This window comes from Streptomyces sp. NBC_00086, from assembly GCF_026343255.1.
Lineage (GTDB): Bacteria > Actinomycetota > Actinomycetes > Streptomycetales > Streptomycetaceae > Streptomyces.
The window spans coordinates 1,841,097-1,856,243 of the sequence record NZ_JAPELZ010000001.1 but is presented as its reverse complement, the minus strand read 5'-3'; the positions used below and the strand labels follow the sequence as shown (position 1 = coordinate 1,856,243).

General features: G+C 68.2%; 6 protein-coding genes and 1 pseudogene. 4 read left to right on the top strand and 3 right to left on the bottom strand.

Annotation, left to right across the window (positions count from 1 at the left end; all coding sequences use genetic code 11):
* Positions 1–16: 16 nt before the first annotated feature.
* Positions 17–298, top strand: a complete 282-nt coding sequence (locus OG276_RS08145) for a metal-sensitive transcriptional regulator (RefSeq protein ID WP_266903795.1) — start codon at positions 17–19, stop codon at positions 296–298.
* 5 nt (positions 299–303) lie between these two features.
* On the opposite strand, the gene OG276_RS08140 is transcribed toward OG276_RS08145, so the two are convergent.
* Complete coding sequence (locus OG276_RS08140) at positions 304–1,158, bottom strand: class I SAM-dependent methyltransferase (protein ID WP_266903794.1); 855 nt, start codon at positions 1,156–1,158, stop codon at positions 304–306.
* 116 nt (positions 1,159–1,274) lie between these two features.
* Between OG276_RS08140 and OG276_RS08135 the strand changes: the two genes are divergently transcribed.
* Positions 1,275–1,883: a TetR/AcrR family transcriptional regulator gene (locus tag OG276_RS08135; protein ID WP_266912613.1), complete on the top strand. Its 609-nt coding sequence runs from the start codon at positions 1,275–1,277 to the stop codon at positions 1,881–1,883.
* Between the two features lie 357 nt (positions 1,884–2,240).
* Here the strand turns inward: OG276_RS08135 and OG276_RS08130 are convergent.
* Positions 2,241–2,420, bottom strand: a pseudogene (locus OG276_RS08130) (SAM-dependent methyltransferase); the annotation flags it as partial.
* Positions 2,421–3,008: 588 nt separating this feature from the next.
* Here OG276_RS08130 and OG276_RS40785 point away from each other — a divergent pair.
* The gene (locus OG276_RS40785) at positions 3,009–3,299 is read left to right on the top strand and encodes a hypothetical protein (RefSeq protein WP_323182319.1); all 291 of its coding nucleotides are present in this window, start codon (positions 3,009–3,011) and stop codon (positions 3,297–3,299) included.
* A 284-nt stretch (positions 3,300–3,583) separates the two neighbouring features.
* Here the strand turns inward: OG276_RS40785 and OG276_RS08120 are convergent, their stop codons facing one another.
* Positions 3,584–6,727, bottom strand: a complete 3,144-nt coding sequence (locus OG276_RS08120) for a DNRLRE domain-containing protein (protein ID WP_266903793.1) — start codon at positions 6,725–6,727, stop codon at positions 3,584–3,586.
* 609 nt (positions 6,728–7,336) lie between these two features.
* On the opposite strand from OG276_RS08120, the gene OG276_RS08115 reads away from it, so the two are divergent.
* The gene (locus OG276_RS08115; protein WP_266903792.1) at positions 7,337–15,136 is read left to right on the top strand and encodes a ricin-type beta-trefoil lectin domain protein; all 7,800 of its coding nucleotides are present in this window, start codon (positions 7,337–7,339) and stop codon (positions 15,134–15,136) included.
* The last annotated feature ends 11 nt before the right edge of the window (positions 15,137–15,147 follow it).

Here is a 15,147-nt window from a genome sequence, read left to right as displayed (position 1 = left end):
AGGAAGGGATCGCCTCGTGCACGGCTACACCGCCAACAAGGACGACATCCTCAAACGGCTGCGCCGCATCGAAGGCCAGGTGCGTGGTCTGCAGCGCCTGGTCGACGAAGACACCTACTGCATCGACGTCCTCACCCAGGTCAGCGCCACCACCAAGGCCCTGCAGTCCTTCGGGCTGACCATGCTGGAAGACCACCTCCATTCATGCGTCGCCGACGCCATCGCGGAAGGCGGCGATGGAGCCCGCGACAAGGTCCAAGAAGCCTCCCAAGCCATCGCCCGCATGGTTCGCACCTGATGGGATCAGCCGGGTAGGGGCTCCCGTACGGCGGTGACCAGCCAGGAGCTGCTGCGAAGCCACACCGCTCCGTCCGCCTCGTGATCTCGCAGGGTGACCGTCAGTGCCTGGCGTGCCCGGGTCTGCTCCTGCGGCCCGACCTGGTCGAGGAGGTGGCGTCCAGGGCCGGAGTCGAGCAGGAACGCCGTGACATCTGCCGCGTTGACACCCCACTTCCCCGGCGCCTCGACACGCTGCACATCGACTTCGGCGAAACCGCCCGCGGTGAGCAGCATTCGGGTGTGGTCGGGGTCGGTGAGCGAGAACATGCCGGGTGCGCCCGGCTTTCCGAAGCTGCCGAGCGGCAGGATGTCCTTGAGTGAGGTCATGGCCTGCAGCCACTCGTTGGCTTCGGCTTCGGCTGCGCAGATGAAGGCCAGCCGGCCGCCGGGGCGCAGCGCGCGGTGGAAATTGGTGAACGCGGCGACGGGGTCGGTGAAGAAGGTCATGCCGTAACGGCTGATGACCGCGTCGAACCCTTCGGTGTCGAAGGGGTGGACTTGGGCGTCGCCCTGAATGAAGGAGACGTTCTGCACGTCTTCGCGCAGGGCGCTGTCGCGGGCCTTCTCCAGCATCGGGCCTGACAGATCCAGTCCGAGTGCCTGGCCGCGGCCGGCGCGCTGGGCGGCGAGCCGGGTAGTGCGGCCTGCCCCGCAGCCGATGTCCAGCACGCAATCGGTTTCTGAGATGGCCGCAGCCTCCAGGAGAGGCTGGTTGAAGCCGTCGTTGATGGCGTCCCAGCGCTCCTGGCTGCGGGCCCATTGCTCGCCCTCGTAGCCGTTCCATGCCTCTGCCTGTGCGGTGTTGGCGAGTCGTTCCATGAATGAACTCCCTCCCACCGGGGCGCGGTACGGGGCCCCGGCCCTAGTATGGGCAAGTGCCCAAATAGTATGGGCGAGTGCCCATACTTGCAATGGGCCTGAGGAAAGGGGTAGTTGTGTCACCTCGTGGAGTGGCGATTCCCGACTTGCGCGAGCGGCTGTTCGCGGCTGCGGAGCGGGTGGTGGCCCGCGACGGCGCAGGGGCCCTGACCAGCCGTGCGATCACCGTGGAGGCTGACTGCGGCAAAGGTGTCCTGTACACGCACTTCGCCAGCCTGGACGAGTTCGTTGCCGAGCTGGTCCTGGATCGGTTCGCGCGCAGCGCCCGCCAGGCCGAAGCGCTGAAGGCGAAGGTGGGCCAGGCGACGGTTGCCGACAATCTTCAGGAAGTCGTCCTCGTCCTGATGGACGCTCTGCCTCCTGCGGTGGTGGGACTGGCGATGACACGCCCCGCGGCTGCGCTGCACGCCCGGGAAGGCCTTCAGGCCGGCGCACCAGCGTTCGCCGCGATCCAGCAGGCCTTCACCTTCTACCTGCAGGCGGAGCAGCGCGGCGGTCGGCTGGCCGCGGGCGCCGATGCTGCCACCATCGCGCTCGCGCTCGTCGGCACGACCCACCACCTGCTGATGACACGCGATCCCGGACGGGGAGAGGATGCGAAGCTCACCATTGGTCGGCTGCTGGCTGTGCTGCTCCGCGGCGCCGAGCGGCCTCCGGTGACGTAGTACTTCGGGTCAGCGCCCGTGCCCATCGTCGTGGGCTGCTCCGCGGCGGGCGTGGCGGCAACGGTGCGGGCCGGTGCCGACGGCTTGGTCCGCGCGGGCTGCGGGCTGCTGGTAACGGCGGGTTCCTCGTGTTGGGTCTCGCTCCCACCCGTACCGGTGCCGTGGCTATGGCCGCCACCGGACTCGGGGGCCATGGTGGAGGCAACGCAGCGGAGGCCGACGGCTGCGACGAGTGGAATGAGGACGGCGAGTTCGGCCAGGCCGAAGATGCGCCACCAGGAGGCGCGCTCGTCCTTGATCACGTAGGCGACGAAGGAGGGCAGGACGTCGGCGGGGAAGTCCTCGAAGTGCTGGAGTGCGGGCAGTGTGGGCGAGGAAGGGGCCTTCGGCCTGGAATTTCTCGTGGAGTTCGCGGAGGCGGTCGTGGCGCTGGTCGACGGTGAAGCCGGGGACCATCCAGACGACTTCACGCAGGAAGTAGATGACGGTACCGATGTCGAGGAACTCGGTGGGCAGTCGCTCCGAGTGCAGATCTACCGGTCCGTAAGCGGGTGCGGTCCGCAATTGCTCCGGCTCTTGCTCCGCTTGGGCGGAGGGCGGAAGCGCCGACTCCGGGCCGAACCTGATGGCGAGGCCGTCGTCATAGTGGCGCCACCACGTTCGATACGCCCCGTACGTCGCGCAGGAGCCGTCGTCCTAGCCGCGGTGGGTGCCAGAGTGTGGCTGCTATGGCGGACGGATCGACTGATCTGGGGCAGCGATAGCCAGTGGCGGCACGAGGAGGCAGCCCTGGCAGTCACACTGACCACAGCCAGGGACGCTGACCCACCCAGCGTCACGGATCCGTGCGACGGCAGATTCCGCCTGGTGGCGGAGTTCCGGGCAGGCCCGGCCGCATGGCGGCGCAGTCCGCCACCGTGGCGCCCACGCCGGGTCGCCCCGAGGTGCGCGGCGCCAGTCCGTCGATCGCAGGCTGGGCTCTCGGGCTGGGCGGGGCGGGCCAGACCCTCGACCGCACCCTCTATGCGAGCCTCCTCCTCCCGCATATCCGTCACGACCCGCACCGCAGCCCTCGTCACCCTCGGCGGCGCTACCACGGCATCACTTGCCCTCATCCCGGGCCCGATGCCGCTACTTGTGGGCCTCGCGATCCTGGCCGGAGTCGCATGGGGCAACCTGGCTCCGCTTCAGGCCACAGCTGTCACCGATCGCTGGGGCACCATTCAATACGGCCGGCTCTCCGGACTCGTGGGCGCACCGGGCCAGATCGCAGCCGCCCTGGTCCCCTGGGCCAGCGCAGCCCTCCCCACCTCACTCGGCGGATACTCCTACCTCTTCGCGGCCCTCGCCGTGCTCTCCGCCGTGGCCGCGCGTTTCGCCCTGGTCGCGCCAGGAGAAGGCCGCGGCCACCGCTGACCAGGTCCGTTCCAAGTGGCAACCAGCGTCACGTTTGCGCACGCAGCGCCCATAACGCACATCACCTACGTCACGAAGTCAGCCATGCGTCGCCCTGACCTGCAATTATCTTCCACCTGTTTTCGATTCACTTGTTTCTGACGACGCACCACGTGGAGTGCGTGGTGATCCTGGAGCGGGTGGCGAAGGACGCCTGACCTGCTGTGTGCCGGTGTGCATAGACGACAGCGGCCCCCCGCCACCGCAATCCGGTGGCGGGGGGCCGCTGTCGTGGGGCGATGGTGTCAGCCGAAGGACTTGATCCCGCGCCAGTCCACCGCGAGCACCGTCTTGACGGCCGGGTTCGTGTTGGTCGTGGACGGGTGGTAGATCTTGATGTTCCCGTCGGCGGCGGTGCGGACCCACAGGTCGGGGATCCGGTCTCCGTTGATGTCGGGGATGGCGACGATCGCCGAGATGTTCTCGGGCGTCCAGCTGGTGCCGTACGAGGTGTCGGAGCCCTCACGGGAGTTGGCCGCGAGCTTCAGCGAGTCGATGTCGACGCTGCCCGCGACGGAGCCGGGCTTGCCGTGCCGGAGGTAGATGGTTCCGGAGTCCAGGCTGCGCCACAGCAGGTCGGGCGTGTTGTCGAGGTCGATGTCGGCGATGTTGACGATCTCGCGGGGGCCCCAGGCCGTGCCCTCCATCAGCGTCGCGCTCTGGAAGGTGGCTCCGGTGTAGCCGGAGAGCAGCCAGAACTGGGTGCCGACCTTCACGGCGACATCGGTCATCTTGTCGCCGGTGATGTCCCCGAGGGCCTTCATCGACACCCAGGTGCCGGGAGCGGGCGTGTTCGACGGAAGGAGGATCTTGAGCCGCTTGCCCACGTCGAACGAGCCGTAGCCGTCACCGGGGTAGAGGTAGAAGGTTCCGTCCGGGTCCACGGCGAACAGGTCGGTGGTGCCGTCGCCGGGGTAGACGTCCGCGTAGTGGGAGATGAGCGCGGGCTTGGTGCCGTTCCACCAGGGGGCCTTCGGAGCCAGGTCGGGCTTGCCGTCGGCGCCCATGGTGTACGAGCCGGTCAGGCCGCCGTACAGCTCGCCGTCCGGGCTGCCCGGGTAGGAGAGCAGGTTGCCGTTGGCATCGATGACCATCAGGTCGGCGATGCCGTCGCCACCGACGTCACCCGGGCCGTCCGCGGTGTCCCGTGGGGGGACGTAGGTGCCGTAGTCGCTGCGCGCGCTGACGTTGCCGAGCGAGTCCAGCGCGAAGAGGTGCAGCCAGTTCGGGCCGGCGTGCGGGGGCTTCAGCGCGGGGACCGTGAACGAGCCGTTGACCGCGGTGACATCGGTGTAGGTGAGGCCCTCCCAGCCGTAGCGGAACTTCGCCGCGCCCTCGGAGGTGATGGTCATGGGTCCGGTGCTGCCGAACTTGACGGTGGCCCAGGTGGTGCCGTCGGAGGTGGCCCGCTTGAACGGGGTGGTGTCCTCGTCCACGGTGGGCGGCGGGGGCGCGGAGGCGTCGACGGTGATCCGGCAGGGCTCGGTGCCCGGCGGATAGTTGGTCGAAGTGGCGCCGGCGGCGTCCTGGGCCATGGCGTCCCAGGAGTACGTGACCTTGTCCTCCAGCGGGAACGTGGCCGGGATCGTCAGCGACACGGTGCCGCCGCCCGCGGGTGCGGAGACGAGGGTGCCGGGCGGGACGGTGCCGCCGGTCTTCCAGAAGCGGAAGCGGATCTTGGACAGGTTGTCGTCGTCGTCCGTGGCCGTGGCCTTGAGGATGATGTTGGTCTTGCCGACCGTCACACCTCCGCCCGGACCGGGCACGCAGGCGCCGCCGGGGGACGAGGTGCCTGCGGTCGGCTCCTTCGGCGGACGGTTGTAGTCCACCTCGAACGTGGCGGAGGTGGCGCGGAACTTGCGCCAGGTCTGGGTGTCCGACTCGCTGGTGGCACGCATGCCGAAGGTGATGTTCGGCCAGCCGTTGTCGGCGCCCTTCTGGGCGGCCGCGAGGACGCCGGAGTTGTTGAAGGCCTCGTACTCGTCGGGGCAGGACGTCGACCAGCCGTGCGCGAAGGACTTCTTCTGCATCTCCGTCGCCCACGAGGGCTGTGAGTTCCAGGTGGTGCCGGAGGAGATGGTGCCGGTCAGGTAGAGCTTGAATTCGCGGGTGGTGCAGGACCAGGAGTGGTTGTTCAGCACCTTGAAGGTCGCGCTGGTGACCTTGGCGCCCTTCATCTTCGGGTCGAAGTCCATCCGCCAGAACGAGCGCCCCAGACCGCCGGTGTCCGACTCGTAGCCCACGCGGGCGTCGGAGGTGCCGGAGGAGAAGTTGGTGCCGTTGTAGAAGCTGGAGTTCGGGTACGGGCGGTACGCCGTGGTCCACGCCAGCCAGCCCGCGTTCATCGTCGGGTCGACGAAGAGCGGGAACTTCAGGTCCTTCGCGGTGAGCAGCCCGGACCCGGCGAGGTCCAGCGAGAGACGGGCGGTCCCGGTCTTGTCGCCCTCCACCGTCATCGGGAGCTGCGCGGACTTCGCGCCGGGCTCGATGCCGGAAAGGCCCGACAGCTTGAGGACCTCTGCCGGGGTGGTGGCGGCGGTCCGGGTGGTGGTGCCCTCGGGGAGCTCGGGGTCGCGGCCGCTGGAGTCCCAGGTGAAGGGGGTCGGTATGGAACCGATCTCCGCACCGGTCTTGTCGAGGACCTGCACCCGGTTGCTGCCGGTGTCGTTCTGGAACGTGGCGGTCGCCGAACGCAGGCCGTAACCGACCCGTGCGAGGCCCTTGTTCGCGGCGGCCTCGGGGGTCTTCACGATGAGGACCTGGGCGAAGCCGCCCTCCTCGCGCGCCACGAGCAGCAGGTCTACGCCCGGCAGCACCTCGGAGTAGAGGGCGCGCGGGCCGTCGAGCACGGGTACGGGCAGCGCACCGGGCCAGGTGTAGGCGATGGTGTGCTCGCCGAACTCGACCTCGGCGAGCAGTGATTCGCCCGGGGTCTCGGCACGGGCGAACGAGCGGTCCGCGCGGTCCTTCGACGCCTCGCCGGTCGCGAAGCGCACCGGCAGGGCCGCGTTCGCGGGGGAGACCCCGAGCCCGCGCGGCGCCTTCTCGGAGCGGCGGAGGGTGTTGTCGATCGGCGCCCACTTGCCCGCGGCGTTCTTCGCGCGCTGCGGAAGGGCGTGCGTCCGGGTGCGGAACTGCCCGTCGGGCAGGGCCCAGGTCTGCGCGGTGGCCGTGGTGGCGGTGTCGACGAGGACCGGTTCGCCGCTGCTGAGGGACTTGGCCACCGCGGCGGCCTCGTCGACCGGTCCGGTGGAAGCCTGTTCGGCGTCGGAAGCTTTGCCGCCGGCGGTCGTGGACGTGGAATCGGGCTGCGACCAGAGCAAGAGGGCAGCGGTGAGGGCGGCCAGCACCAGGCCGATGGTCAAGGACAGCCGTGTGCGCGTGCGCACGAAGGGGCTGAGAAATGGCAGCGCGGACACGGTGTCTACTCCCGTGTGAAACCAGATGGATTGAGGACAGCACAACCAGCCCCGGACGGCAGGCCGCGGGGCAGAGAGCGGACACACGATCACACAGTCCCCACGCAACGTCCACAATTGCAATCTTTACCGGACCGTAACCCCGGAGGCGGCCGCTCCGTTCATCGAATTTTCATGTCCGACTTGGGGCGGTCTGGACGACTCGGTGTCGCTGTTGTCCGGAGAGACTCTATTTTTCCGAAAGATCATCAGTGGTGATCACCTGTGCCGAACTGGGTCGTGAGGCACGTCACTTCACACGTGCGCAACCGGGAACGACCTTCCTTGCTCCCCCATCCGCCCATGCCGCAGAGTGCGCACGCACGCGCCTGAGGCAGGCGCGTGCCTTTTGGTGTTTCTGCTTGGTGCTTCTGCACCTCATTTGTTGTCTGTTTGCCAGGGTGGGAGTCGACGCGCATGCGTGCTGCAGGTCCGTTGTCATGGCTGGGGCGGGGACGCCTGGCCATGACGGAGTCACAACGACGGCACCGGCGGCGAAGCCGCACGGCGACCGTCATTTTGCTGTCCTCACTACTGACCGTGACGAGCCTGGGAGGGCAGGCGCTCGCCGCTCCCGGGCCGGGTATGAACCGCGAGGAGTCGACCACGACGGTCGACCTTCCGGACATCCCGAAGAGCGCGGAGCTCGAGGGCGACAGTCGGGCGAAGAAGGAGCTGACCACGGCGCCCGAGGTGCCGGTCGACCCTTACGACCCGAAGGCCACCACCGCGTGGACCGCGGGCAGCGGCAACGCCGCACTGACGGCAACCACGCAGCCGGGCACCACCGTTCCCGTCAGCAACGGCCTGCCGATCGCCATCGGAGTGCCCGAGGGCACCGACCCGGCCACCGTCGCGGGTGACTGGAGGGTCGACCTCGCCCCGCCGTCCACCTCGCAGGACGCGGGTGTGTCGGGCCTGGTCATGAAGCTGACCCCGCCGGCCACCGCCGACCCGGCCGCCGAGGTGTCCCTCACCGTCGACACCACCGGCTTCGCCGACCTCTACGGGCCGCAGGCAGCCGACCGCTTCGGCCTGATGCTGCTGCCCGAGTGCGTGTACTCCGACCCCAACGCGGGCGAGTGCGCCGAGGGCGGCGGCATCCAGACCATGTCGGGCAAGTCCGCCTCGGACACCTTCGAGCGCCTGAGCTCCACCGTGGAGACGGTCCCGGCGAAGGAAGCTCCCACCCGGAGCACCGCCGCGAAGGGCGCCCCCACCCGCAAGATCGTCACCGGCACCGTGCCGGTGTCCGGCCTGCTCGGTGAGGGCTTCACCTCCGGCGAGGCCCGCCAGGCGATGCTGGCCGACGGCATCCAGCCCGCCGCCAACGCGGCCGGCGGCTCCGCGGTCGGCATGCTCGACACCGGCTCCTCCGTGCAGGGTGACTTCACGGCCTCCCCGCTGCTGTCCTCGGGTGCCTGGTCGGCCGGCTCCTCCTCGGGTGCCTTCACGTACTCGTACCAGGTGCAGACCCCGGAGACGGCCGGCGGCCTGATGCCGAAGGTCGGACTGTCGTACTCCTCCCAGTCCGTCGACGGTCGCACCAGCTCGACGAACAACCAGGCCTCCTGGATCGGTGACGGCTGGGACTACAACGCGGGCTCCATCACCCGTACGTACGCCAACTGCCGCCAGGACTCCAAGAAGGCCGGCTCCAACAACGCCACCCACCGCACCGCGGACCTCTGCTGGGGCTCGGACAATGCCACCCTCTCCCTCGGCGGCATGACCACCGAGCTGGTGTGGGACGAGACCAAGAGCAAGTGGTTCACCGCCAACGGCGACGGCTCGAAGGTCGAGCGCCTCACCGGCCAGGCCACGGGCAACGGCGCCAAGGACGGTGAGTACTGGGTCGTCACCACCAAGGACGGCACCCGCTACCACTTCGGCCTGAACAGGCTGCCCGGCTGGTCGGACAACGGCTCGGCCGCCGACGACCCGACCACGGACTCCGTCCTCACGGTCCCGGTCTACGGCAACCACGCAGGCGAGGACTGCTACCAAGCGGGCGACTGGAAGAACTCCTACTGCACCCAGGGCTGGCGCTGGAGCCTCGACTACGTCGAGGACATCCACAACAACGCCATGACGCTGTGGTGGAAGAAGGACCAGAACTACTACGCCCGCAACTTCAACTTCAAGGCGCCGGTCGTCTACGACCGCGACGGCTACCTGTCCCGCATCGACTACGGTCAGCGCCGCGACAGCATCTTCAGTACCGAGGCCCCGGCGCGCATCGGTTTCAGCGTCGCCGAGCGCTGCTACACCGTCGGCAGCGTCGCCTGCACCGAGGACAACTTCAAGTCGAAGGACCCCGGCCAGTACCGGCCCTGGTTCGACACCCCGGCCGACCTGCGCTGTGAATCCGGCAAGAAGTGCTGGAACGCCGGTCCGACCTTCTGGACCCGCAAGCGCCTCGACAAGATCACGACCTCGTCCCAGCGCCGGACCGACACCACCGCCCGCCAGGTCGTGGACGTCTACCAGCTGAAGCAGAGCTTCGCCGAGCTGAAGACCGGTCCGAACACCGCCCTGTGGCTGGAGTCCATCCAGCGCACCGGGTACGCCCGCAACGGCTCCACCGACGCCAGCGTCAAGCTGAACCCGGTCCGGTTCGAGTCGAACACCGAAGACATGCCGAACCGCGTCAAGGCGGTCAACCCGCAGCGCCCGGGCTTCTCCCGGCTGCGCATCGCGCGCGTCACCAACGAGTACGGCGGCGACACGGTCGTCACGTACAAGCCCCTGGTCGGCGACTGCCTGAGCGGCCAGCTCCCCGGCAAGACGGACACGGCTGCACTCAAGGCGAACAACCGCCTCTGCTACCCGTCGTTCTGGAACCCGGACCCCGAGGTCGAGGACATCGACTGGTTCCACAAGTACGTGGTCGACTCGATCGAGGAACTCCCGAACGTCGAAGGCGCGTACCCCACCAAAACGGCCTACGCGTACAAGAACCCGGCCTGGAAGCTCGCCGAATCCGAATTCAGCAAGAAGTCGACCCGGACGTACTCGCAATTCGCGGGCGCCGAGCAGACCACCGTCATCACCGGTGTCGAAGACGCGGCGATCGGCAGCAAGCAGTCCAAGGCCGTCACCCGCTACTTCCGCGGCATGGGCGACACCGTCCCGGTCAAGGACGTCCACGGAAACGCGATCAAGTCTTCGGACGGCTCCACGGTCTACGACCGCGAGGCCTTCGCCGGCCGCGTCTCCGAGGAACTCAGCTACACCTACGCGACGGATGCCGACACCGCCTGGCTGACCCGGAGCATCACCGTCCCCGAGGCCACCGAACTCGGCAAGCGCAACCGCGACGACGGCCTGGACCCGCTGAAGGCCTGGCGCGTCACGGAGCCGGAGGAGGTCGCGTACACGAAGTCTTCGGGCACCAATGCGGACGACGCGCGCACCCTGCGCGAGGTCCGCACGAAGACGACCTACGAGTCGACGTACGGCCTGCCCACGCAGGTGGAGTCCCTGGGCGACATCGACAAGCCCGGTGACGAGTCCTGCACCAAGTCCGAATACCTGCACCACACCGGCAAGAACATCATCGGCCTGTCCAAGCAGGTCCTGGTCTCCGCGAGCACCTGCGCGGCGGCGAACTTCACCAACCTTTCGACGCTGAGCGGTGCTTCCCGCACCTCCTACGACGGCACGGCCTACGGCACCGCCCTGTCCGCCACCACGCGCGGTCTGGCGACCGAGTCCTGGTCGCTGAAGGGCGACGGCAGCGGCTTCCAGAGCAACGGCACGACCGGCTTCGACGCCATCGGCCGGGTGATCCGGAAGACCGACCCGGACGGCAAGTCCTCGACCATCGCCTTCGACCCGCCGACCGGGCAGGTCTTCAAGGTCACCCAGGCGAACTCCGTCGGCCACACCCAGGTGCAGGAGCTGGAGCCGGGCCGCGCGGTCACGCTGAAGACGACCGACGCCAACGGCCTGGTCAGCAACGCCACGTTCGACCCGCTGGGCAGGATGGCAGAGGCATGGGCCCCCGGCCGTACCCCCTCGCCGTCCTCGGTGCCCGACTTCCGGGCCGAGTACACGATCCCGGCCGAGGAGACCGACCCGGACGACGCCACCCAGAAGATCCGCAAGCCTCCGTACGTCGTCACGTACGGGCGCGGTCACGACGACCGGATCGAGACCTCGGTGACGCTCTACGACGGCCTCGGCCGCGAGCGTCAGTCGATGGAGGAGCCGGAGAGCGGTGGCGGCTATCTGGTCACCGACACCCTGTACAACAGCTCCGGTGAGGTGTGGCAGACCAACAACGCCTACCTCACCAAGGAAGCGAAGATCGGCGAGCTCTTCAAGCCGCTCGCCGACACTGCGATACCCAACATCACCCGCTACACCTACGACGGCCTCGGCCGCGTCCTGGCCGAGACCCCGTACATGAAGTACGTGGACCCGCAGACCAAGGCGACCTCGTCCAAGGAGTACCCGGAGCGGGCCACCCGCTACGAGTACGGAGCGGACTGGTCGAAGATCATCAACCCGCAAGGGGCCTCGACCTACCGGGTCTTCACCGACGCCCTGGGTCGCACCACGCGCACGGACACCTTCAACCCCGCCGCGCCCGGCGGCTACACCTCCGTGAAGCACGAGTACGACGCCGCCGGCCGGCAGTCGAAGGCCACCAACTCGGCGGACACGGACCACCCGTGGAGCTGGTCGTACGACCACCGCGGCCGGATGGTGACCGCGACCGACCCCGACACGGGTGTCACGCGCAACGAGTACGACCACCGCGACCGTGTCCTGACGACCACCAACGCTCGTGGTGTGAAGGTCTGGAACGGCTACGACGAGCTGTCGCGGCCCAAGCAGCAGCGCCTGAACGACTCCGCCGGCACGCTGCTGGCCGACTTCTCGTACGACACCGCCCCGGGCGGCAAGGGCATGCCCTCCACCGCCACCCGCTACACCGACGGCCTGGCGTACACCCAGAAGGTCAACGGCTTCACCAAGGACTACCAGCCGACCTCGACCACCCTGTCGATCCCGCAGCAGATAGCCGACACCTGGGGCTTCGCCAAGGACTACAGCTACAGCTACAACTACACCGACTCCGGCGTGCTCCAGGACGCGCAGCTTCCGGCGGTCGGCGCGCTGGACGCCGAGAAGCTGGTCGTCCGCTACAACGACAACGGGCAGCCGCTCTCCGTCTCCGGCAAGGACTGGTACGGCTCCGAGACGGTCTACTCCCCGTACGGCCAGGTGCTCCGCTCGACGCTGGGCGCCCAGCCCTACCGCGTCTGGACGCAGAACTCGTTCGACGAGTCCAGCGGTGAGCTCAAGGAGCAGTCGGTCCACCGGGAGCAGAACACCGCCAGCCTGGTGGGCGGCAACCTGGTCTCGAACCGGGCGTACGCCTACGACCCGGCGGGCAACGTCACCTCGATCCAGGAGAAGTCCGTAGGGATCGAGGAGCGCCAGTGCTTCACCTATGACCCGCTGGGTCAGCTGAAGTCGGCCTGGACCTCGAAGGACCAGACGAAGTGCGCCGGCCCCAAGAACACCGACGGCACCATGAACGTCGTCGCGGGCAAGGACGGATCCGGCTACTGGCAGGACTACGAGTACGACCTGCGCGGCAACCGCACCAAGCTGACCGAGCGCAACCTCGCGGGTGACACGGCGAAGGACGCCGTCACCACCTACGACTACGGCAAGAACGCGGCGAAGGACCAGCCGGGCACGCTGACCAAGGTCACGAAGAAGTACACGACCCCGGCCGGCGCGCAGATCACGGCCGAGGCCACGCGTCTCCACGAGCTGACCGGCCAGACCAAGTCCGTCACCTCGGTCCAGAACGGCGACAAGCAGGACCTGACCTGGACCTACGACGGCAAGATCGATCGGATCACGGGCCAGGGCTCGGGCGGCAAGACCCCGTACGTGGGTCTCGGCCAGAAGTGCCTCGACCTCAAGTCCGGTCTCGCGGTCGCCGCCACCGCCATCCAGCTGTACGCGTGCAACGGCACCGTGGCACAGAAGTGGCACTTCGACCCGGTCCCGGGCCAGGCGGACGCCAAGCTCGGCACCCTTCAGGTCTACGACACGTGGTGTGTCCAGCCGACCGGGAACACGGCGGGCTCGGCCGCGCAGTTGCAGAAGTGCAACGGCTCCGCCGCGCAGCAGCTGAAGCGCAACGCCTCGGGACAACTGACCCACAACGCCTCCGGTCTGTGCCTCGCGGTGCAGGGCGCGGCGAACGTCAACGCGACCCCGATCGTCCTGGCCACCTGTGACGCGGCGCAGGCCGCACAGCAGTGGCTGCCGCAGGACGACACCCGTCACATTTACGGCCCCGACGGTTCCACCCTGCTGACCATCCAGGGCAAGCAGGCGACGCTGAACCTGGGCGAATCGCAGATCACCACCCAGCAGGGCGGTGTCCTGGTCCGCACCGAGCGCACCTACTCCGCCCCCGGCGGCGCGGTGCTCCGCTACGCCAACGGCAACGGTGGCGACGCCCTCACGGCGCTGGCGATGGACCACCAGGGCAGCATCTACACGGAGGTCGCCCTTGCCGCCGGCCAGGCGGTACGGGTCCGCAAGCAGGACCCGTACGGCAACCAGCGGGGCGCCGACACGGCCGGTCAGAACATCCAGACCGGCAAGGGGTTCCTGGGCAAGGACCGCAGCGACTCCTCCGGCTTCCAGCCGCTGGGCGCCAGGCTCTACGACCCGGTCGTCGGCCGCTTCCTGTCGGCCGACCCGATCCAAGACCTGAACGACCCGCTGCAGTCCAACGGGTACACGTACTCCCACAACAACCCGGTCACCTTCTCCGACCCGTCGGGTCTCTCGATCGAACTGACCGCTTCCGAGCGGTCGGCGGCCCTGTCCGGCGCGGGTCTGTCGGAGGCGCAGGTCGCCCAGGCCCAGGCGATGCAGGGCAAGTCCCTCGGCTCCGTCATCCTCGCCGTGGCCTGGGAGACGCTGAAGGACTTCATCGGCATCAACGACGCCATGGCCTGCTTCGGCGGTGACCTGTGGTCCTGCGCCGGCCTCATCGTCGGCGCCATTCCCTGGACGAAGATCAGCAAGATCCCGTCGGTCCTCAGGGCCGTCGACCGCACCATCGGCGCCATCCAGGCGTTCAAGGCGGCGAAGGTCGCCGCCGAGGCCGTGCTGAAGGCGGCGAAGGCCGCCGAGGCGGCGGCTCTGCAAGCCAAGAAGGCGGCGATCGAGAAGGCCAAGAAGGAGGCCGCGCAACGGGCCAAGAAGAAGGCCGCCGAAGAAGCCAAGAGAACGGCCGACGCAGCCGCGGCGGCGAAGAAGAAGACGGGTAACCCCGTCCAGAAGCAGGCCCAGGCCAAGGCCGCCCCGAAGGCCTCCACTCACTCGGGCGGTGGCAAGCCCAAGGCCGGCGGGAGCAAGCCGGGTGGCTCCTCCGGAGGCTCCGCCCGCAGCAAGGGCGGGTCCAGCGGAAGCGGCGGCTCGGGCAAGGCCGACGGCGGCGGTTCCTGCTCCGTTGCCAGCAACAGCTTCGTGCCCGGCACGAAGGTGCTGATGGCCGACGGATCCGTGAAGGCGATCGAGAAGGTCGAGACCGGCGACAAGATCCTCGCGACCGACCCCAAGACCGGGGAAACCCGCGTCGAGACGGTCACCGCGCAGATCAAGGGCGAGGGTCTCAAGCACCTCGTCACGATCACGATCGACATCGACGGGGATGCGGGCTCGAAGACCGCCGAGGTCACCGCGACCGACGGTCACCCGTTCTGGGTCCCGGAACTCGGTGAGTGGATCGACGCCGCGGACCTGAAGCAGGGCCAGTGGCTCCAGACCGGCGCGGGTACCCGCGTACAGATCACCGCGGCCAAGCCCCAGACCGCCGCAAGCGCCACCGTGCACAACCTCACGGTGTCGGACCTGCACACGTACTATGTGCTGGCGGAATCCACCCCGGTTCTCGTTCACAACTGTGGTACCGAGACGCTCGGCGAGAACAAATATTCGTGGGAGCACGAGGGGTCGGATAGCCTCTTCGAGGCGGAAATCGACGACAATGGAACCATGACGATGCTTGCCGGGGTGACAAAGCAGAGCCCTGTGAGGGGTATCGTCCTGTTCAACAAGGCGCTTGATCATTTCGGCGATCGAGTCACGTCCATCAATGGCAACCTCATTGAAGAGAACAGGGCCACCTTCAATACGCTCACAGGTGGTGGCATGGCGCCGGAAGCAGCGATCCTCGAAACTTGGACAGGGAAGCTGGCAACGAGAAGCGGCTTCAGCAACCTGCAATCACTTCGCCTTATCGGTGAACCTGGGAACTATTCCAAGGTTGAGCCGATCTTCACGAGACCCTGAGGGGTGTGACG

Coding starts and splice junctions, on each gene's coding strand:
- OG276_RS40785 (WP_323182319.1), top strand. CDS start 3,009: ATGCCGCTACTTGTGGGCCTCGCGATCCTGGCCGGAGTCGCATGGGGC.
- OG276_RS08140 (WP_266903794.1), bottom strand. CDS start 1,158: ATGGAACGACTCGCCAACACCGCACAGGCAGAGGCATGGAACGGCTAC.